Raw genomic sequence first — 20,161 nt, 5'->3', positions numbered from 1 at the left:
AAACTTTTCATGACTCACAATTTTACAAATTTATGTAAAATTAGATTCCTTTATTTTTGAGGATCACTTAGACTTTCAGATAAGTCAGCGAACAGGTGTAAGCTGAAATTAGAAGATGACATTATTCTTTATTTCAACTTAATTATTCCTACGCTTTTCCATAAATAACAGGAAAATCATGATAAATAATAATAATCTATATGATTATCATATAATTAGAAGATTGCAGATGCAATTTTCATCTTCTGGGGAAAAAACGGCTTATCGTCAGTGGGATGCTAAGTCTGAAATCGCCATGTCATGGGCGTCAGTAGCAAAGAAAACACGTGCACTCTCAAATGCATTACTCGATATGGGCGTGGCTGTTCAAGAAAATGTGGGGATTTTTTCCCAAAACAGCATTGATTGGTCTATTGCCGATATTGCTACTTTGCAGTTGCGTGCTGTCACAGTTCCTCTTTATGCAACAAGTAGTGTGGAACAAGCCGCTTATATCATCAATGATGCGGATATTCGTATTCTTTTTGTTGGTGACCAAAAGGAATATGACGTTGTTTCTGAGTTAGCGCTATTATGCCCGCAACTTAAACATATTATTGTGTTTAATTCTCAGGTCGTTTTAAATCCAACAATACCTTCTTATCATCTGACAAACTTAATCAGTGACTGTCAATCTCGATATGACTCTCTGCTACAACAACGTATTGATGAATGTTGTTTAGATGATTTGTTTACGCTGATTTATACCTCGGGTACAACAGGTGAGCCTAAAGGTGTTATGCTGGATTACACCAATCTGGCTTCTCAACTTTATCTGCATGATCAGCGCCTTTCATTATCGGATAAAGATGTTTCATTATGCTTTTTACCGTTATCACATGTATTTGAACGAGCATGGAGCTTCTATGTTATGCATACTGGGGCTATTAATGTTTATCTCACAGATACCCATGCCGTAAGGGAAGCAATGGCTGCAGTAAAACCAACGGTTATGTGTGCAGTGCCACGCTTTTACGAAAAAGTATATAGCGCCATTCAAGAGAAAGTTTCTCAAGCACCCCGACTACGCCGATGGATGTTTAAATGGGCTCTTAAACAGGGTGAAAAACAACGTCAGGCACACTTAGCTGGACGTTCATTAGGCATGCTATCTCAATGGAGTTATCGCTTTGCGGATAAAAAAGTTCTTCAACCACTACGTCAAATTTTAGGTGGGCGAGTTCGTTTTTTACCTGCCGCAGGCGCTCGTTTAGATGATGCGGTGATCGGCTTTTTCTTAGCCGCGGGTATTAATATTAAATATGGTTATGGCATGACAGAGACTTGTGCCACGGTATCTTGTTGGGAAGAAAGCCATTATAAACTAGGCTCTATTGGTACTCCGTTACCGGGGGTTGAGGTACGTATAGGCGAAGAAAACGAGATCCAAGTGCGTGGTAGTATCGTGATGAAAGGTTATTTTAATAAGCCTGAAGAGACGGTTGCGGCGTTTACTGAAGATGGTTGGTTACGTACCGGTGATGCGGGTGCATTAGATGAAGAAGGGATGTTATATATTACCGAACGTTTGAAAGATCTTATGAAAACCTCAAATGGAAAATATATTGCACCGCAAATGATTGAAGGTACATTAGGGCAAGATCGCTTTATTGAGCATATCGCTGTGATTGCAGATACCCGTAAATTTGTTTCTGCACTGATCGTGCCTTGCTTTGATGCATTAGAAGAACATGCTCGAGCATTAAATTTAAAATATCACGATCGGATAGAGTTATTACGCCATACTAAGATCAAAGAATTATTTGATGAACGCTTGCGTGAAATGCAACGTAATTTTGCTAGTTTCCATCAAGTTAAACGATTTACCCTATTAGCGGAAGGGTTTACGATGGAGTCTGGAGAATTGACACCTACCTTAAAATTAAGACGTAAAATAATTTCTGAACGCTATCGAAATGAAATTGAGCAGATGTATCAAGAGTCGTGATCACCAGACAAAAAAGCACCGTAAAGGTGCTTTTTTATTGCACTTTAGGTAAGTCATAGGCAGTAACAATGCAAGTAATTGGTAAAAGGTATAAACGGAAACGTTGACGCATACGGTTTTATCAGTAAATTGTGTTAAAATGCAGATTCAGATCAGCATGATGACTGAAAACCATAGCAATAATGTAATAAATACCCTATTAATAATTAGAAGAGGCTAAAGTGAAACTGGATGAAATCGCCCGCTTGGCTGGTGTTTCACGAACAACAGCGAGTTATGTCATTAATGGTAAAGCTAAACAGTACCGTGTAAGTGACAAGACTGTTGAAAAAGTGATGGCGGTGGTCAGAGAGCACAATTACCACCCGAACGCTGTTGCCGCGGGATTACGTGCTGGTCGTACGCGTTCTATAGGTTTGGTTATTCCTGATTTGGAAAATACCAGTTATACCAGAATTGCCAATTATCTTGAACGACAAGCGCGTCAACGTGGTTATCAATTGCTGATTGCCTGCTCAGAAGATCAACCTGACAACGAAATTCGTTGTGTAGAACATCTACTACAACGCCAAGTTGATGCCATTATTGTATCAACGGCATTACCCCCAGAGCACCCATTTTATCAGCGTTGGGCTAATCGTTCGTTGCCTATCATTGCCTTAGATAGGGCGTTAGAGAGTGAACATTTTATTAGTGTCGTCGGTGATGATTTAGAAGACGCAAAAATGTTAGCGAGTGAGCTTAAAGCTTTTCCTTCTCAATCGGTTCTCTATCTAGGCGCATTGCCCGAACTATCAGTCAGTTTTTTACGTGAACAGGGCTTTCGTAGTGTGTGGCAAGATGATCCACGACAAGTGACTTATCTTTATGCGAATAGTTATGAACGAGAAGCGGCGGCAGAGGTATTTTCGGAATGGTTAAATAATAACCCGATGCCTGATGCACTCTTTACGACCTCCTTTGCGCTATTACAAGGTGTGATGGATGTAACGTTGCAAAGAAGTGGACGCTTACCTACGCAGTTAGTGATTGCTACATTTGGTGATCATGAATTATTAGATTTCCTCGAATGTCCAGTATTATCGGTGGCTCAGCGACATCGTGATATTGCACAACGTGTATTAGAGCTGGTTTTAGCAAGTCTTGAAGAAGAGCAAAAACCACAAGCGGGTATTACACGTATTCGACGTGATTTATGTCGCCGAGGTAGTTTAGGACGTACTCGTTAATTAGCGTTCACTTTCTGACTCAGCATTTTTTATAATGACTATCCCTGCTTTATTAAATTAAAGCAGGGATAGTTTATTTGGTTAAATAATGTCGGGTGACTTAAATAAAATAAAATTTGAGATTAATCTTAAACGTTTTTTTACAATTTATCCTGTTTTGTTTAATTCGCGGGTGAAATTTTGATATTTCTATAAGTGATATTACTTAAATAAAATAATTTATTTATTAACTTTGCAGAAAGAAAACTCGACAGTAAAAAATTATCTACATGATATCACATTATTTTTTCAGTAGATTAAGCCAGTTTTTTAATTTAAAGAGGGCTTTGTATTGTTATGTTGGTTAAAGGCAAATGAACGACAATAAATAGGCATTATCTCATTAAATAGGTCATTTTCTTTTTATGACTTCTTTATCTTATTTTTCCCTTTTTCATCTCTATAAATAATCACTATTTGAGAACAAATAAGAAAAATAAAAAATAACCGATAGGAATCATAGTGTTAATATTCTGCTTTTTTAGCCTGCTGATAATTTGTTCATTTCGATGAGATTATAAAATTACTGTAAATATCAATAAAGCGTCCTACAACTGGCTTGACAACGTTTTCATACGATCCGTAAACTCTATTTGTGGGGATTTGTGGGATAATGTGGTGTAAATTATAACGCTGAGGGAAATGAGGATGTTTCGTGGTGCAACACTCGTTAATCTCGACAGCAAAGGGCGAATAACAGTTCCTTCCCGTTATCGAACAACGCTGAACGAGGCTTCTGAAGGTCAAATGGTCTGTACCATTGATCTCAATCAGCCATGTTTATTGCTGTACACCCTTCCTGAATGGGAAAAAATTGAGTTAAAACTGGCGGCGCTTTCTTCCATGAATCCCGCCGAACGAAGAGTGCAGCGTTTATTACTTGGGCATGCCAGTGAATGCCAAATGGATAGCGCAGGACGTCTTTTGTTAGCTAGCACGCTAAGACAGCACGCGGGGCTAACCAAAGAGGTCATGTTAGTCGGTCAATTCAATAAATTTGAATTGTGGGATGAACAGGTCTGGTATCAACAGATCAAAGAAGACATTTTGGCAGAGCAAACCTCACAGGAACCGTTATCGACACGACTATTGGATTTATCACTTTAAATAATGACAACGAATAATTTTAGCCATACCAGTGTATTACTGGATGAAGCAGTAAACGGCCTGAATATTAAACCTTCAGGTATTTATATTGACGGTACTTTTGGCCGTGGCGGGCACTCTCGTCTGATTTTATCGCAACTAGGTGAACAAGGCCGTCTCATTGCGATTGATAGAGATCCACAAGCTATCGCAGTGGCAAATGAAATTGATGATCCACGATTCTCTATTATTCATGGGCCTTTTTCAAATATTGAACACTATATCAATGAGTTAGGTTTAAGTGGCAAAGTTGATGGCGTATTATTAGATTTAGGCGTTTCTTCACCGCAATTAGATGATCCTGAACGAGGATTCTCTTTTATGCGTGATGGGCCACTCGATATGCGTATGGACCCAACCACAGGACAATCAGCTGCACAGTGGTTAATGAATGCCGAAGAAGATGATATTACTTGGGTGCTAAAAACCTTCGGTGAAGAGCGTTTCGCGAAACGCATTGCCCGTGCCATTGTGGCGCGTAATAAAACTGAAGAGCCATTAACACGTACTAAACAGTTAGCGGATTTGATTAGTGAAGCAAGTCCAGTAAAAGAGCGGCATAAGCACCCTGCAACACGTAGCTTTCAAGCGATCCGTATCTATATCAATAGCGAGTTAGATGAGATTGAAAAAGCATTAAAAGGCGCCGTGTCTATTTTAGCGCCAGCAGGGCGTTTATCGGTGATTAGTTTCCACTCTTTAGAAGACCGATTAGTTAAACGCTTTATAAGAGATGAAAGTAAAGGGCCTGTTGTTCCCGCGGGGATCCCATTAACAGAAGAACAAATTAAAGCACTAGGAAGTGCTCGCCTGAGTAGTATTCATAAAATGAAACCTACCGGTGTTGAAGTTGAGGAGAATCCACGAGCGCGAAGTTCTGTTTTACGTGTCGCACAGCGTATTGAGGAATAAATGTCTACTGAACGCCATTCATTACCGGGAGTAATAGGACAAGATTTACTGCGTCATGGCAAATTGCCACTTATTCTTTTTTTCGCCGTTATTATCTCCGCGATCTATGTGGTAACGACAGCACATAAAACACGCTTACTGACAGCAGAAAAAGAGCGCTTAGTACTAGAAAAAAATGTATTGGATATTGAATGGCGCAACTTGATCCTTGAGGAAAATGCATTGGCGGATCATAGCCGAGTTGAACGTTTTGCAAGTGAACAGTTAGGCATGGTTCATGTTGATCCAACTAAAGAGAATATTGTGGTTACTAAATAATTAAGGCAAGTATGAAATTTTCACGTTCGGCAAAAGCGAAGACAAAGACAAAGTCAAATGCCAAACTCCGTAAACCTGAAGAAAAAACAGGATTTGTGAGTTGGCGTTTTGCGTTGCTTTGCGGTGGTATTGGTATTGCTTTAGCGGCGTTATTAATACGAGTTGCCTATTTACAGATTATTAACCCAGATCCCCTGATCCGCGAAGGGGATCTGCGCTCTTTACGTGTGCAAAAAGTCCCCACTGCTCGTGGCATGATAAGCGATCGTATGGGAAGACCATTGGCGGTGAGTGTCCCTGTATATGCTATTTGGGCTGATCCTAAAGTTGTGTTAGAAGCTAACCCTGATATGACCGATTCACGTTGGTTAGCACTTGCTGATGCATTAAAACTTCCCGTTAATCAAATTTCTCAAAAAATTTCTGCAACACCTTCCGCTCGTTTTATCTATCTTGCGCGCCAAGTTAATCCTGAAATTAGTGATTACATAAGTAAGCTGAAAATCAAAGGGATAAACATGCGCCAAGAGTCCAAACGCTATTATCCTTCAGGAGAAGTGACCGCTCACATCATTGGTGTTACAAACATTGATGGCGATGGTATTGAAGGGGTTGAAAAAAGCTTTAACCAATGGCTTACCGGTGCCCCCGGAGAGCGAGTTGTACGCAAAGATGGCTTTAACCGTGTGATTGAAAATATCGCTCAAACAGATAGCCAAGCTGCTCACAACTTAATGTTAAGCATTGATGAGCGTTTACAATCTGTTGTGTATAGAGAGTTAACCAATGCAGTCATTGAAAATAAAGCAGAATCAGGTACGGCGGTTTTGGTTGATGTCAATACAGGCGAAGTGTTAGCGATGGCAAATAGCCCGTCCTATAACCCGAATAATTTAGCGGGAACGCCGAAAGATGCGATGCGTAATCGAGCTATCACCGATATTTTTGAGCCAGGCTCTACGGTAAAGCCAATGGTGGTTATGAGTGCGCTAAACAATAATATTATTAAAGAAAATACCGTTATTAATACTGTTCCTTATCGAATTAGTGGGCATCAGATAAAAGATGTTGCGCTTTATCGTGAGCTTTCGATAACTGGAATTTTACAGAAATCGAGTAACGTAGGGGTATCTCGCCTTGCGTTAGCGATGCCGGCGTCTGAACTGGTAGATGTTTACTCCCGTTTTGGCCTCGGAAAACCAACTAACTTGGGGCTAGTTGGTGAAAGTAGTGGCATATTTCCAATAAAAAAACAACGGTGGTCCGATCTTGAAAGGGCCACCTTCTCATTCGGATATGGGCTAATGGTAACGCCATTACAGTTAGCGCGTGTCTATGCAACTATCGGTAGTTTTGGTATTTATCGACCGCTTTCTATTACTAAAGTCGACCCTCCTGTACCGGGTACTCGCGTTTTTCCTGAAAAAGTCATGAGAACAGTGGTTCATATGATGGAAAGTGTCGCCTTACCGGGCGGTGGTGGCGTTCGTGCTGCGATCAAAGGGTATCGTGTTGCGATTAAGACCGGGACCGCGAAAAAAGTCGGCCCAGATGGAAAGTATATTAATGCCTACATTTCTTATGCAGCCGGTGTTGCACCGGCAAGCCGTCCACGCTTTGCCTTAGTAGTGATCATTAACGAGCCAAAAGCGGGCAAATATTATGGGGGTGCAGTTTCTGCACCAGTGTTTGGCACAATTATGGGCGCGGTTCTACGTACGATGAATGTAGAGCCTGATGCATTAACGCCAGACGATAAAAGTGAAATAGTGATTAATAAAAAAGAGGATACAAGTGGCAGATCCTAATTTAAGTGACCTATTAGGGGCACTCGGGATACAAGCACCGTCTTTAACGCTTAAAGACATGACACTCGATAGCCGAAAAGCCGCGAGTGGTGATCTGTTTGTGGCAATTAAAGGCCATGAAACGGATGGTAGACGCTATATTCCTCAGGCAATTGCACAAGGTGTTTGCGCTGTTTTAGCGGAAGCTGAAGGTATTGCTACTCATGGCGAAATTCGTGAAAGTCATGGTATACCCGTTATTTATATTGAAAACCTAAATTGTCAATTATCAAAACTTGCAGGAATTTTTTATCATCAGCCAGCGGATAAATTAAAGCTGATTGGTGTCACTGGTACTAACGGAAAAACGACAACAACACAATTGTTAGCACAGTGGGCGCAAGGTTTAGGTGAAGTCAGTGCCGTTATGGGAACGGTAGGCAATGGGTTATTAGATCATATTGTTCCGGCAATGAATACAACCGGTTCAGCGGTTGATATCCAATTAGAATTACAGCAATTAGTTAATCAAGGCGCTACCTTTACCGCAATGGAGGTTTCGTCACACGGTTTAGTTCAAGGGCGCGTTAGTGCGCTACCTTTTGTCGCCAGCGTATTTACCAACTTAAGTCGCGATCACCTTGATTATCATGGTGATATGGCCAATTACGAACAGGCTAAATGGTTGTTATTTTCGACCCACCATAGTGGCGAAAAAATCATTAATGCTGATGATGCGGTAGGGCATAAATGGTTGACGCATCTACCCGATGCAGTGGCGGTGACTATGGCGGATAAATTGCCGGCAAATTGGCAAGGACGCTATGTGCAAGCGACACAAATCAATTACCATGATGCGGGTGCCACTATCCATTTTAATTCAAGTTGGGGAGAAGGTGAAATTGAAAGCCCATTAATGGGGGCTTTTAATGTCAGTAACTTACTCTGTGCTTTAGCTACACTTTTGGCACTTGAATACCCTCTTGATGCAGTGATTAAAGCTTCCAGTGCATTAACGCCCGTTTGTGGTCGTATGGAAGTATTTAGTGCGGATAATCGTCCTACGGTGATCGTTGATTATGCCCACACGCCTGATGCCTTAGAAAAAGCGTTACAAGCGGCACGCTTACACTGTACAGGCAAACTGTGGTGTATCTTTGGTTGTGGTGGTGATAGAGATAAAGGTAAGCGCCCACTAATGGGAGCTGTAGCAGAGCAGTTTGCCGATAAAGTGGTTATTACCGATGACAATCCACGTAGTGAAGAGCCACAAGCCATTATTCAAGATATCCTTTCTGGGTTAATGGATCCTGGTCGTGCATTAGCGATTGAAGGTCGAGCAGAAGCCGTGACGAATGTAGTAATGCAAGCCTCTCCCGCTGATATGATCTTAGTGGCAGGAAAAGGGCACGAAGATTATCAAATCGTTGGCACTCGCCGTCTTGATTATTCTGACCGATTAACTGTTGCACGGTTATTGGGGGTGATCGCATGATAGCGCTTTCTCTCGAAACCATTGCACAAGTCACTCAAGGCGTGTTGAGTACTATTACTCAAAGCCAAGCCAATCAATTAATGATCAAATCAATTTCTACCGATAGCCGTAAAATTGATGATGCATGTCTGTTTATTGCTTTAGCAGGTGATCGTTTTGATGCTCATGACTTTATTGCTGATGTCAAACAAAAGGGTGCCGTTGTGGTTTTAGTTAATCGGAAAATCGATGTTGAATGTCCACAAATCATCGTAAAAGACACCCGTTTAGCAATGGGGCATATTGCCGCTTATATCCGTTCGCTTAGCAATGCTAAAATTGTGGCGTTAACGGGCTCTTCGGGTAAAACGTCCGTTAAAGAGATGACGGCTTCGATACTGCGTCACTGTGGTGAAACCTTATATACACATGGCAATTTAAATAATGATATTGGTGTTCCCCTGACACTCTTTCGTCTAACCCCTGAACATCGTTTTGCCGTGATTGAACTTGGTGCTAACCATATTGGTGAAATAGCCTATACCGTGGATATGGTTAAACCAGATAGTGCATTGGTCAATAATCTCTTTTCTGCACATATTGAAGGTTTTGGTTCCTTACAAGGGATTGCTCAAGCTAAAGGTGAAATATTCACTGGCTTAAAAGAGCAAGGCACTGCCATTATTAATCAGCAAAGTAATGATGTTGCGCTATGGCAACAGCATTTTAACTCACGTCAAACTCAGTGGTCTTTCTCTTTATCTGCAGACACTCAGGCCGATTTCTACCCAACGGATATCGTTGTTAATCAACTCACCACCGATTTTACATTGCATACGCCAGAAGGGGGTGTAGCAATCACCCTACCTTTACCTGGTCGCCATAATATTGCCAATGCGTTAGCCGCAAGTGCGTTAGCCTTGTCGGTAGGGGCGACATTAACGGATATTCAGCAAGGTTTAGCGGTACTGAAAGCCGTACCTGGCAGACTCTATCCTGTTGAATTAACAACAGGAAAAATAGTGTTAGATGATACCTATAATGCTAATGATGGGTCGATGATAGCAGGGCTGCAAGTTTTATCTCAATTACCAGGATATAAAATCTTTGTCGCTGGAGATATGGCTGAATTAGGCGAAGATTCAGAAAAATGTCACCGTGATGTGGGACGTTTTGCCCATCAAGTCGGTATCGATCGGGTATTAACCGTGGGTCATTACAGCCAGTTTATTAGTCAAGAAAATGAAGGCGGTGAGCATTTTTCATTTAAAGCTGATTTGCTTACCCAATTAATTCCATTATTACAGCAGCATGATGTTGTTTCAGTTTTAGTAAAAGGTTCACGAAGCTCAGCAATGGAGGATATCGTGAACGCATTAAAGGAGTGCTTTGAATGTTAGTTTGGCTAGCCGAATATTTGGTTAAATATCATACATTTTTTAATGTGTTTTCTTATCTGACATTCAGAGCGATTGTTGGTTTATTGACGGCATTAATTATTGCGTTATGGATGGGACCCCATTTAATTGCATGGTTACAAAAAATGCAAATCGGGCAAGTGGTGCGTAACGAAGGCCCTGAGTCACACTTTAGCAAACGTGGTACGCCGACCATGGGTGGGATCATGATCCTATTTTCTATCGCTGTATCAACCTTATTGTGGGCGCGATTAGATAATCCTTATGTATGGTGTGTACTCTTGGTGCTGATTGGTTATGGCATCATCGGTTTTATCGATGATTATCGCAAAGTAGTGCGTAAAGATACTCGAGGCTTAATAGCGCGTTGGAAATATTTCTGGCAATCGGTATTAGCTTTAGCGGTTGCATTTAGTATGTACGCGATTGGTAAAGATACCCCAGCAACGCAACTTGTTGTGCCTTTCTTTAAAGATGTCATGCCACAACTTGGCATGTTGTATATCTTACTGGCTTATTTTGTCATTGTTGGCACCAGTAACGCGGTAAATTTAACCGATGGTTTAGATGGCTTAGCTATTATGCCTACGGTGTTTGTAGCGGCTGGATTTGCATTAGTTGCATGGGCTACAGGTAATGTCAATTTTGCCAGCTACCTAAAAATTCCTTATTTAATGCATGCAGGTGAATTGGTGATTGTTTGTACCGCCATTGTCGGTGCGGGATTAGGCTTCCTTTGGTTTAATACTTATCCAGCCCAAGTCTTTATGGGTGATGTTGGCTCTTTAGCATTAGGTGGCGCATTAGGTACTATCGCCGTGTTATTACGCCAAGAATTTTTATTAGTGATTATGGGGGGCGTGTTCGTTGTTGAAACGCTCTCGGTTATTTTACAAGTAGGTTCATTTAAACTGCGCGGCCAACGTATTTTCCGTATGGCGCCAATCCATCATCACTATGAATTAAAAGGTTGGCCAGAGCCTCGTGTGATTGTCCGCTTTTGGATCATCTCTCTTATGTTAGTCCTTATTGGTTTAGCGACATTAAAGGTACGTTAACATGGCAAATTATCAGGGGAAAAAAGTTGTTATCGTGGGACTAGGCATTACCGGTCTATCCTGCGTTGACTTTTTTATCCGCCAAGGTGTAACACCTAAAGTGATAGATACTCGCCAGCATCCCGCGGGTTTAGATAAGCTACCTGCTGATGTTGAGTATCATACGGGGAGTTTTCATCAAGTATGGCTTAATGATGCTGATTTAATTGTCTCAAGTCCGGGTATTGCGTTATCAATGCCTGAGTTAGTTGAAGCGCGAGATCATGGAGTGGAAATTGTCGGTGATATTGAGCTATTTTGCCGTGAGGCAAAAGCACCTATTGTTGCGATAACAGGCTCTAATGGCAAAAGTACCGTAACGACGTTGGTGGGGGAAATGGCTAAAGCTGACGGGATCGCTGTCGGTGTCGGTGGCAATATTGGTGTACCTGCTTTAACGTTATTAACACAGCCTTATGACTTATATGTCTTAGAGCTATCGAGCTTTCAATTAGAGACAACCTATAGCTTAACAGCGGCGGCTGCCACGGTATTAAATATTAGCGAAGATCATATGAATCGCTATCCGTTAGGATTAGAACAATACCGTGAAGCTAAATTACGTATTTATGATAATGCTAAAACCTGTGTCTATAACGCAGATGATGTTCTGACATTGCCTTTAGCTGGCAAAGATGCACGTTGTGTGAGTTTTGGTATCGGACAAGGGGATTATCAACTTGATAATACCAATCGTTACTTGAATGTAAATGGTGAAAATATTCTTGCCACTTCACAGATGTTCCTTTCTGGTCAACACAATTACACCAATGCATTAGCCGCATTAGCGTTAGCTGATGCGGTGGGAATTTCTCGTAAAGCATCACTGGCTGTTTTAAACACCTATCATGGCCTTGCTCATCGTTTCCAATTAGTTTACTCCCATAATGGGGTACGTTGGATCAATGATTCTAAAGCGACTAATGTAGGTAGCACAGAAGCAGCTTTAAGAGGGCTTGAAGTAGAAGGGACTTTGCACCTGTTGTTAGGTGGGGACGGTAAGTCTGCTGATTTTAGCGCGCTATTACCTTATCTCAGTGGCGATAATATTCGCTTATATTGCTTCGGACAAGATGGTCAAGCATTGGCAAATTTACGACCACAAGTCTCACAATTAACCGCGACTATGGAAGAGGCGATGCGATTACTTGCACCAACAGTGCAAACTGGCGATATGGTGCTACTTTCACCCGCTTGTGCAAGTCTAGATCAGTTTAAAAGTTTCGAACAACGTGGTGATGAGTTTGCCCGTTTAGCGCAGGAGCTTGGCTGATGAGTGTATACGCAATGCGAAGATTAAAACAGTGGCTGGTGGGAAGTTATCAAACAGATAACAGCGCGTTCGTGCCTTATGATCGCACTTTGCTCTGGTTTACATTCGGATTAGCAGTTGTCGGGTTTGTGATGGTAACTTCGGCGTCAATGCCTGTTGGACAACGTTTAGCAGAAGATCCTTTTCTATTTGCTAAACGTGACGGCATTTATATGATTGTTGCCCTTTGCCTTGCATTAGTGACAATGCGAGTGCCAATGGCGGTATGGCAACGCTACAGTAGCTTAATGCTGTTTGGTTCTATCTTGCTATTACTCGTGGTATTGGCAGTGGGCAGTTCAGTAAATGGCGCATCACGTTGGATTGCATTTGGGCCTTTACGTATTCAGCCGGCAGAACTTTCTAAATTGGCACTGTTTTGTTATCTCTCCAGTTATTTGGTGAGAAAAGTAGAAGAAGTGAGAAACAATTTTTGGGGATTCTGTAAACCTATGGGGGTGATGTTAATATTAGCCGTGTTACTGCTATTACAACCCGACTTAGGTACGGTGGTCGTGTTGTTTGTGACCACATTAGCGTTGCTTTTTTTAGCCGGTGCAAAAATTTGGCAATTCCTCGCCATTATTGGTACAGGTATTGCCGCTGTTGTGATGTTAATTATTGTTGAGCCTTACCGTGTACGACGTATCACTTCGTTCTTAGAACCTTGGGAAGATCCTTTTGGTAGTGGTTATCAGTTAACACAATCCTTGATGGCTTTTGGACGCGGTGATCTACTGGGGCAAGGGTTAGGAAATTCAGTACAAAAGTTAGAGTATCTACCTGAAGCTCATACTGACTTTATTTTCTCTATTTTAGCAGAAGAACTTGGTTATATCGGTGTGGTTTTAGTGCTTTTAATGGTATTCTTCATCGCTTTTCGTGCGATGCAAATTGGACGCCGTGCTTTGCTGCTCGATCAACGTTTTTCAGGCTTTTTAGCCTGTTCGATTGGGATCTGGTTTACCTTCCAGACTTTGGTCAACGTCGGTGCGGCAGCAGGTATGTTGCCAACAAAAGGGTTAACGTTACCTCTTATTAGTTACGGTGGTTCGAGTTTGATTATTATGTCAACGGCTATCGTGATGTTGTTACGAATTGATTATGAATCACGCCTAGCACAGGCTCAGGCGTTTGTAAGGAGTCCTAAATGAGCGAACGTAAACGCCGATTAATGGTGATGGCCGGCGGAACAGGGGGGCATGTCTTTCCTGGATTAGCAGTTGCTCATTATCTGCAATCCCAAGGCTGGGATATTCGTTGGTTAGGAACCGCGGATAGAATGGAAGCACAATTAGTGCCTAAGCATGGCATTGAAATCGAGTATATCCGTATTTCGGGTCTGCGAGGTAAAGGGGTAAAAGCGTTAATTGCGGCACCTATTCGTATTATAAAAGCGATTTTTCAAGCCCGTCGGATTATGAAGCGCTATCAGCCTGATGCCGTATTAGGCATGGGAGGCTATGTTTCTGGACCAGGCGGTGTTGCAGCATGGAGCTGTGGTATTCCCGTTGTTTTACATGAACAAAATGGTATTGCAGGCTTAACTAACCGTTGGTTGTCAAAAATAGCCAAACGTGTGTTACAAGCATTCCCCGGTGCGTTTGCTAATGCGCCTGTTGTTGGTAATCCGGTTCGTGACGATGTCTTAGCACTTGAAGCCCCAGCAGAGAGATTAAAAGGCAGAGAAGGTGCTGTCCGAGTGCTGGTTATTGGTGGTAGCCAAGGTGCGCGTATCTTAAATCATACAATGCCCGTGGTGGCTGGATTATTAGGAGAGCGAGTTACAATTTGGCATCAGGCCGGCAAAGGGAGCGAAAGTGATACCAAATTACGCTATCAAAATGAACTTTCTAAAAATTCAGTTAAATCTGAGTATAAAGTTACTGAATTTATTGATGATATAGCGCAAGCTTATCAATGGGCTGATGTTGTTGTATGTCGTTCAGGTGCATTAACAGTTAGCGAGATTGCCGCTGCGGGGTTACCCGCTATTTTTGTTCCTTTTCAACATAAAGATAGACAGCAATATTGGAATGCATTGCCATTAGAAAATGCCGGTGCGGCGCGTATTATTGAACAGAATGATTTAACGCCAGAAGCGATAGCTGACACCCTAGAAAATTGGGATAGACATCAGCTAATGCTAATGGCAGAAAAAGCACAAAGTGTTGCGATTACGGATGCTACTGAGCGAGTCGCTAATGTAATTATCGAAGTGGCTAAAAAATAAACGTAACTTGTAACCATTAACTTAGAGTGAAGAAGTAAATAGTGAATACACAACAGCTGGCGAAATTAAGATCTTTTGTGCCTGAGATGAGAAAAGTTAGGCATATCCACTTTGTTGGCATTGGTGGTGCCGGCATGGGCGGGATCGCCGAAGTGTTGGCTAATGAAGGTTATGCAATCAGTGGTTCTGATTTAGCGCCTAATGTAGTCACACAACAACTCGTTGCATTAGGGGCGACAATCTATTTTAATCATCGCCCTGAAAATATTCGTGATGCTAGTGTTGTGGTGGTTTCTACCGCAATTAGTGCAGATAATCCGGAAATTATTGCAGCAAGAGAAGCGCGTATTCCTGTGATACGTCGTGCAGAAATGTTAGCGGAGTTAATGCGTTATCGTCACGGGGTTGCGATTGCAGGAACCCACGGTAAAACAACAACAACGGCGATGATTTCGAACATTTATGCACAAGCAGGATTAGATCCAACCTTTGTTAATGGCGGTTTAGTGAAATCAGCAGGTACCCATGCTCGTTTAGGTTGTAGCCGCTATTTAATTGCAGAAGCGGATGAGAGTGATGCTTCTTTCTTACATCTTCAACCTATGGTTGCGGTGGTAACGAATATTGAAGCTGACCATATGGACACTTATCACGGTAATTTTGATAATTTAAAAGAGACTTTTATTACTTTTTTACACAACTTACCGTTTTATGGTCGCGCAGTGATGTGTATTGATGACGATGTTATTCGGTCAATTATTCCTAAAGTAGGGCGTTATATTACTACCTATGGTTTTAGTGAAGATGCTGATGTACGCATTACTCATTACGAACAAAAAGGTGCGCAAGGATTTTTCACTATTTCTCGTGAAGATATGCCTGATTTAGATGTGGTATTAAATGCGCCGGGACGTCATAACGCCTTAAATGCAACCGCAGCTGTGGCTGTTGCTACAGAAGAAGGGATTGCGGATGAGCATATTTTAGCCGCACTACTTAATTTCCAAGGCACTGGGCGTCGTTTCGATTTCTTGGGAAATTTCAGTCTTGAGCATGTGAATGGCCAAGAAGGGGAAGTCATGCTGGTGGATGATTATGGACATCACCCAACAGAAGTTGATGCAACGATAAAAGCGGCACGAGCAGGTTGGCCTGATAAACGTTTAGTGATGTTATTTCAACCACATCGTTATACACGTACTCGTGATTTATATGAAGATTTTGCAACGGTGCTTAATCAAGTTGATATTTTATTATTAACCGATGTTTATGCAGCAGGAGAGGCGCCTATTCCCGGTGCAGATAGTCGTTCACTGTGTCGTACTATTCGTCAACGTGGCAAACTAGATCCGATTTGGGTTTCTGATGTTGAGAACATCTCCTCAATATTAGCGGGTGTATTAACAGATAATGATCTTGTTTTAGTTCAAGGTGCTGGAAATATTGGTAAAATAGCGCGTCGCTTAGCAGAAACAAAATTACAACCATCTTTAAGCGAGGATTAAGACGGATGTTTGAGCAAGTGAACATCATTTATGGTGAAATGGTTAAGAAAATGACTGTAATGGTGGGAGATTTTAGTCAAAAAGAGATCTTATTTGCGAAAAATACGATCGGTAATTTGCTTGCTCAAAGAGATGTGGGAAAAATTTATCAGTTAAAAGTAGCGAAATTTAAAGAAAAACTCGCTATTTTGACTTTTAAGGTAAATAATTCTCAACAGATTGAACAATTTAGTGATTTAATTATCAAAGCTAAAGGTATTTATAGAGTATATATATCTAGTGGAAGTATTAATCGTAGGAATATCGTACAAAAGAATAGCCGATTCTCTTATTTGAATGTTGCGCAGGGGTGAATGAATTTACTATGTCACAAGCAGCGCTAAATAATAAAGAGATAAAAGAGAAACGTCATTCTGATAGACCAAGTAATGGTAGCTATTTATCAGGATTAATCTTCTTCTTATGTGTGATTGCCACCATTATTTGGGGCGGAATACAAGTTGTGAATTGGATGAAAGATGCTAATCGTCTGCCGATATCAAAGCTTGTACTTACTGGTGAGCGGCATTACACAACGAATGATGATGTGCGTCAGGCCATTTTATCTTTAGGCCAACCAGGCACTTTTATGACACAGGATGTCAATATCATTCAGCAACAAATTGAACGTATGCCATGGATCAGGCAAGTGACCGTACGTAAACAATGGCCAGACGAATTAAAAATCCATCTGGTGGAGTATGTGCCATTTACCCGTTGGAATGACACACATTTTCTTGATAGAGAAGGCCGAATTTTCAGTCTGCCAACGCGATTGGAAACACAAGGAAATTACCCACTATTATATGGGCCGCAAGGAAGTGAGAAAATGGTATTAGCAGGTTATTTAGCAATGAGAGATCAGCTTCTTGCCAGTAATCTGAAATTAAAAGCAGCATCAATGTCAGCTCGTCAAGGATGGCAATTAGTCTTAGACAATGATGTCCGATTGGAGTTAGGGCGTAAGGATACCGAAAAACGGATTGCTCGCTTTATTGAGCTGTATCCTATCTTGCAACAACAGACTGACAAACGGGTTGATTATGTCGATTTACGTTATGACAGTGGTGGTGCAGTTGGATGGGCTCCTTTATTACTTGATGTGAATGAATAAACAAGACGTGGCAGATGACACGATGAAGGCGAAGGCAGAACAATAATGATCAAAGCGACGGACAGAAAATTAGTAGTTGGTCTTGAGATTGGTACGGCCAAAGTAGCCACCCTTGTCGGTGAGATCCTGCCTGATGGCGTAGTGAATATTATCGGGGTGGGAAGTTGCCCATCTCGGGGTATGGACAAAGGTGGCGTGAACGATCTCGAATCCGTCGTAAAATGTGTACAACGGGCTGTAGATCAGGCTGAATTGATGGCAGATTGCCAAATATCGTCAGTATATTTGGCGTTATCAGGCAAACATATTAGCTGCCAAAATGAAATTGGTATGGTGCCAATTTCAGAAGAAGAAGTAACACAAGATGATGTTGATAGCGTGGTGCATACTGCGAAATCCGTCAAAGTAAAAGATGAACACCGTGTTTTACACGTAATACCGCAAGAGTACGCCATTGATTACCAAGAAGGGATCAAAAACCCTGTTGGGTTATCTGGTGTACGTATGCAGGCTAAAGTACATCTGATTACCTGCCATAACGATATGGCGAAGAATATAGTAAAAGCAGTTGAGCGCTGTGGTTTAAAAGTAGATCAACTGATTTTTGCAGGACTGGCTTCAAGTTTTGCTGTGCTAACAGAAGATGAGCGCGAATTAGGTGTTTGTGTCGTTGATATGGGTGGCGGAACCATGGATATCGCCATATATACCGGTGGTGCATTAAGACATACTCGTGTCATTCCTTATGCAGGCAACGTTGTGACTAGCGATATTGCTTACGCTTTTGGTACACCACCAAATGACGCTGAAGCAATAAAAGTGCGTCATGGCTGTGCATTAGGCTCTTTAGTTGGCAAAGATGAAAATGTCGAAGTTCCAAGTGTCGGAGGTAGACCACCAAGAAGTCTACAACGGCAAACACTTGCTGAGGTGATTGAACCGCGTTATACCGAGCTTCTAAATCTTGTTAATGAAGAGATTTTGAGTGTTCAGGAACAATTACGTCAGCAAGGAATAAAGCACCATTTAGCGGCAGGTATTGTTTTAACAGGTGGTGCTGCACAGATAGATGGACTTGTTGAATGTGCTCAACGTGTTTTCCACACGCAAGTACGGATCGGTAAACCGTTAAATATTACCGGGCTAACAGATTATGCGCAGGATCCCTTCTATTCTACGGCAGTCGGGCTTTTGCATTACGGTAAAGAATCTCACTTTGGTGAGGAAACTGAAACCGAAAAACGCTCTGCAGTTAGTGGTTGGCTAAAAAAACTCACTGGCTGGTTAAAAAGAGAGTTTTAATCATCAGACAAATTTAAAAAGAGGTCGTTTGAGCAAGCGACCCTAAAAGGCACAAAACGGAGAGAAATTATGTTTGAACCTATGGAATTAACCAACGATGCGGTGATCAAAGTCATCGGCGTTGGTGGCGGCGGCGGTAATGCGGTTGAGCACATGGTTCGTGAACGTATTGAAGGCGTTGATTTCTTCGCGGTCAATACTGATGCTCAAGCATTACGTAAAACAGCAGTTGGACAAACTATCCAAATCGGTAATGCCATTACGAAAGGCTTAGGTGCAGGTGCAAACCCTGAGGTAGGCCGTAATGCTGCCGAAGAAGATCGTGAAGCGTTACGCGCTGCACTAGAAGGTGCGGATATGGTGTTTATCGCTGCAGGTATGGGCGGTGGTACTGGTACAGGTGCTGCGCCAGTCGTTGCTGAAGTTGCGAAAGAGTTAGGTATTTTAACGGTTGCTGTTGTGACTAAGCCTTTTAATTTTGAAGGCAAAAAGCGTATGGCATTTGCTGAGCAGGGAATTACTGAGTTATCTAAGCATGTTGACTCATTAATCACTATTCCAAATGACAAGCTGCTAAAAGTACTCGGCCGTGGTATTTCGTTACTTGACGCATTTGGTGCGGCAAATGATGTATTAAAAGGTGCTGTTCAAGGTATCGCAGAACTGATCACTCGCCCAGGTTTGATGAACGTCGACTTTGCTGACGTGAGAACGGTGATGTCAGAGATGGGTTATGCCATGATGGGATCTGGTGCAGCTAAAGGCGAAGATCGTGCTGAAGAAGCCGCTGAAATGGCGATTTCAAGTCCATTACTGGAAGATATCGACCTGTCTGGCGCACGTGGTGTGTTAGTTAATATTACAGCAGGCTTTGATTTACGTCTTGATGAGTTTGAAACCGTCGGTAACACCATTCGTGCATTTGCATCAGATAACGCCACAGTGGTGATTGGTACTTCTCTTGACCCTGAAATGAACGATGAACTGCGTGTTACTGTGGTTGCTACAGGTATCGGCATGGATAAACGTCCAGAAATTACGCTGGTAACTAATAAGCAAAATCAACAAAACGCTATGGAAAATCGTTATCAGCAAATGCAAAATAGCATGTCCTCTTTCTCTACAGTAGAAGAGAGCAAGCCTGCAGCTAAAGCGGTTAATGAACAATCTACTCAAGCTAACAAAGAGCCAGATTATTTAGATATCCCTGCTTTCTTAAGAAAACAGGCTGATTAATCGTCAAAAAGAT

The 20,161-nt window shown here is 41.9% G+C and carries 17 protein-coding genes; all 17 read left to right on the top strand.

All coding sequences use genetic code 11. The features are described from left to right. Window positions 1-178 precede the first annotated feature (178 nt). The 17 genes from HMPREF3129_RS08440 to ftsZ all read left to right on the top strand — a co-directional run bounded on the left by HMPREF3129_RS08440 (window position 179) and on the right by ftsZ (window position 20,148). Window positions 179-1,987, top strand: a complete 1,809-nt coding sequence (locus HMPREF3129_RS08440; RefSeq protein WP_036918820.1) for an AMP-dependent synthetase/ligase — start codon at window positions 179-181, stop codon at window positions 1,985-1,987. 221 nt (window positions 1,988-2,208) lie between these two features. Further along, entirely contained in the window at window positions 2,209-3,216 is a 1,008-nt protein-coding gene (cra, locus tag HMPREF3129_RS08435; protein ID WP_004244128.1) for a catabolite repressor/activator, read from the top strand. Between the two features lie 687 nt (window positions 3,217-3,903). Next, on the top strand, window positions 3,904-4,362 hold the full coding sequence (mraZ, locus tag HMPREF3129_RS08430; protein ID WP_004248567.1) for a division/cell wall cluster transcriptional repressor MraZ: 459 nt from the start codon (window positions 3,904-3,906) through the stop codon (window positions 4,360-4,362). Window positions 4,363-4,365: 3 nt separating this feature from the next. Further along, window positions 4,366-5,313, top strand: a complete 948-nt coding sequence (gene rsmH / locus HMPREF3129_RS08425; protein WP_004244125.1) for a 16S rRNA (cytosine(1402)-N(4))-methyltransferase RsmH — start codon at window positions 4,366-4,368, stop codon at window positions 5,311-5,313. Then, entirely contained in the window at window positions 5,314-5,631 is a 318-nt protein-coding gene (gene ftsL, locus HMPREF3129_RS08420; protein ID WP_004244124.1) for a cell division protein FtsL, read from the top strand. It begins immediately after the preceding gene. Between the two features lie 11 nt (window positions 5,632-5,642). Further along, window positions 5,643-7,439: a peptidoglycan glycosyltransferase FtsI gene (gene ftsI / locus HMPREF3129_RS08415; RefSeq protein ID WP_004248565.1), complete on the top strand. Its 1,797-nt coding sequence runs from the start codon at window positions 5,643-5,645 to the stop codon at window positions 7,437-7,439. Further along, a complete protein-coding gene (gene murE, locus HMPREF3129_RS08410) occupies window positions 7,426-8,913 on the top strand; it encodes a UDP-N-acetylmuramoyl-L-alanyl-D-glutamate--2,6-diaminopimelate ligase (RefSeq protein ID WP_017827190.1) in 1,488 nt (495 codons plus the stop codon). The genes ftsI and murE overlap by 14 nt, the downstream gene beginning before the upstream one ends. Beyond that, complete coding sequence (murF, locus tag HMPREF3129_RS08405) at window positions 8,910-10,292, top strand: UDP-N-acetylmuramoyl-tripeptide--D-alanyl-D-alanine ligase (RefSeq protein ID WP_036918816.1); 1,383 nt, start codon at window positions 8,910-8,912, stop codon at window positions 10,290-10,292. The genes murE and murF overlap by 4 nt, the downstream gene beginning before the upstream one ends. After that, window positions 10,286-11,368 carry a phospho-N-acetylmuramoyl-pentapeptide-transferase gene (mraY, locus tag HMPREF3129_RS08400; RefSeq protein ID WP_004248563.1) on the top strand — a complete coding sequence of 361 codons (1,083 nt, stop codon included), beginning with the start codon at window positions 10,286-10,288 and terminating at the stop codon, window positions 11,366-11,368. Before murF ends, mraY begins: the two co-directional genes overlap by 7 nt. Before the next feature lies 1 nt (window position 11,369). Then, on the top strand, window positions 11,370-12,680 hold the full coding sequence (murD, locus tag HMPREF3129_RS08395; protein ID WP_036918813.1) for a UDP-N-acetylmuramoyl-L-alanine--D-glutamate ligase: 1,311 nt from the start codon (window positions 11,370-11,372) through the stop codon (window positions 12,678-12,680). Beyond that, window positions 12,680-13,873: a cell division protein FtsW gene (gene ftsW, locus HMPREF3129_RS08390; RefSeq protein WP_004244117.1), complete on the top strand. Its 1,194-nt coding sequence runs from the start codon at window positions 12,680-12,682 to the stop codon at window positions 13,871-13,873. Before murD ends, ftsW begins: the two co-directional genes overlap by 1 nt. Further along, entirely contained in the window at window positions 13,870-14,952 is a 1,083-nt protein-coding gene (murG, locus tag HMPREF3129_RS08385; RefSeq protein WP_004244116.1) for an undecaprenyldiphospho-muramoylpentapeptide beta-N-acetylglucosaminyltransferase, read from the top strand. Before ftsW ends, murG begins: the two co-directional genes overlap by 4 nt. A gap of 41 nt (window positions 14,953-14,993) precedes the next feature. Then, window positions 14,994-16,457: a UDP-N-acetylmuramate--L-alanine ligase gene (gene murC / locus HMPREF3129_RS08380; protein WP_004244115.1), complete on the top strand. Its 1,464-nt coding sequence runs from the start codon at window positions 14,994-14,996 to the stop codon at window positions 16,455-16,457. 5 nt (window positions 16,458-16,462) lie between these two features. Further along, a complete protein-coding gene (locus HMPREF3129_RS08375; RefSeq protein ID WP_004244114.1) occupies window positions 16,463-16,810 on the top strand; it encodes a hypothetical protein in 348 nt (115 codons plus the stop codon). Window positions 16,811-16,821: 11 nt separating this feature from the next. After that, window positions 16,822-17,610, top strand: coding sequence for a cell division protein FtsQ (gene ftsQ / locus HMPREF3129_RS08370; RefSeq protein WP_012368234.1), 789 nt, complete (start codon window positions 16,822-16,824; stop codon window positions 17,608-17,610). 45 nt (window positions 17,611-17,655) lie between these two features. After that, window positions 17,656-18,912, top strand: coding sequence for a cell division protein FtsA (gene ftsA, locus HMPREF3129_RS08365; RefSeq protein WP_004244110.1), 1,257 nt, complete (start codon window positions 17,656-17,658; stop codon window positions 18,910-18,912). Window positions 18,913-18,981: 69 nt separating this feature from the next. Continuing rightward, window positions 18,982-20,148 carry a cell division protein FtsZ gene (ftsZ, locus tag HMPREF3129_RS08360; protein WP_004244108.1) on the top strand — a complete coding sequence of 389 codons (1,167 nt, stop codon included), beginning with the start codon at window positions 18,982-18,984 and terminating at the stop codon, window positions 20,146-20,148. Window positions 20,149-20,161 lie beyond the last annotated feature (13 nt).

Source organism: Proteus sp. HMSC14B05 (genome assembly GCF_001808035.1).
Lineage (GTDB): Bacteria > Pseudomonadota > Gammaproteobacteria > Enterobacterales > Enterobacteriaceae > Proteus > Proteus mirabilis.
The sequence above is the reverse complement of the archived record's forward strand: the minus strand, read 5'-3'. Positions and strand labels throughout refer to the sequence as shown.

Bases quoted from the DNA above. Each gene is read 5' to 3' on its own strand.
- HMPREF3129_RS08440 (WP_036918820.1), top strand. From the start codon at position 179: ATGATAAATAATAATAATCTATATGATTATCATATAATTAGAAGATTG.
- mraZ (WP_004248567.1), top strand. From the start codon at position 3,904: ATGTTTCGTGGTGCAACACTCGTTAATCTCGACAGCAAAGGGCGAATA.
- rsmH (WP_004244125.1), top strand. From the start codon at position 4,366: ATGACAACGAATAATTTTAGCCATACCAGTGTATTACTGGATGAAGCA.
- ftsL (WP_004244124.1), top strand. From the start codon at position 5,314: ATGTCTACTGAACGCCATTCATTACCGGGAGTAATAGGACAAGATTTA.
- ftsI (WP_004248565.1), top strand. From the start codon at position 5,643: ATGAAATTTTCACGTTCGGCAAAAGCGAAGACAAAGACAAAGTCAAAT.
- murF (WP_036918816.1), top strand. From the start codon at position 8,910: ATGATAGCGCTTTCTCTCGAAACCATTGCACAAGTCACTCAAGGCGTG.
- mraY (WP_004248563.1), top strand. From the start codon at position 10,286: ATGTTAGTTTGGCTAGCCGAATATTTGGTTAAATATCATACATTTTTT.
- murD (WP_036918813.1), top strand. From the start codon at position 11,370: ATGGCAAATTATCAGGGGAAAAAAGTTGTTATCGTGGGACTAGGCATT.
- ftsW (WP_004244117.1), top strand. From the start codon at position 12,680: ATGAGTGTATACGCAATGCGAAGATTAAAACAGTGGCTGGTGGGAAGT.
- murG (WP_004244116.1), top strand. From the start codon at position 13,870: ATGAGCGAACGTAAACGCCGATTAATGGTGATGGCCGGCGGAACAGGG.
- HMPREF3129_RS08375 (WP_004244114.1), top strand. From the start codon at position 16,463: ATGTTTGAGCAAGTGAACATCATTTATGGTGAAATGGTTAAGAAAATG.
- ftsQ (WP_012368234.1), top strand. From the start codon at position 16,822: ATGTCACAAGCAGCGCTAAATAATAAAGAGATAAAAGAGAAACGTCAT.
- ftsA (WP_004244110.1), top strand. From the start codon at position 17,656: ATGATCAAAGCGACGGACAGAAAATTAGTAGTTGGTCTTGAGATTGGT.
- ftsZ (WP_004244108.1), top strand. From the start codon at position 18,982: ATGTTTGAACCTATGGAATTAACCAACGATGCGGTGATCAAAGTCATC.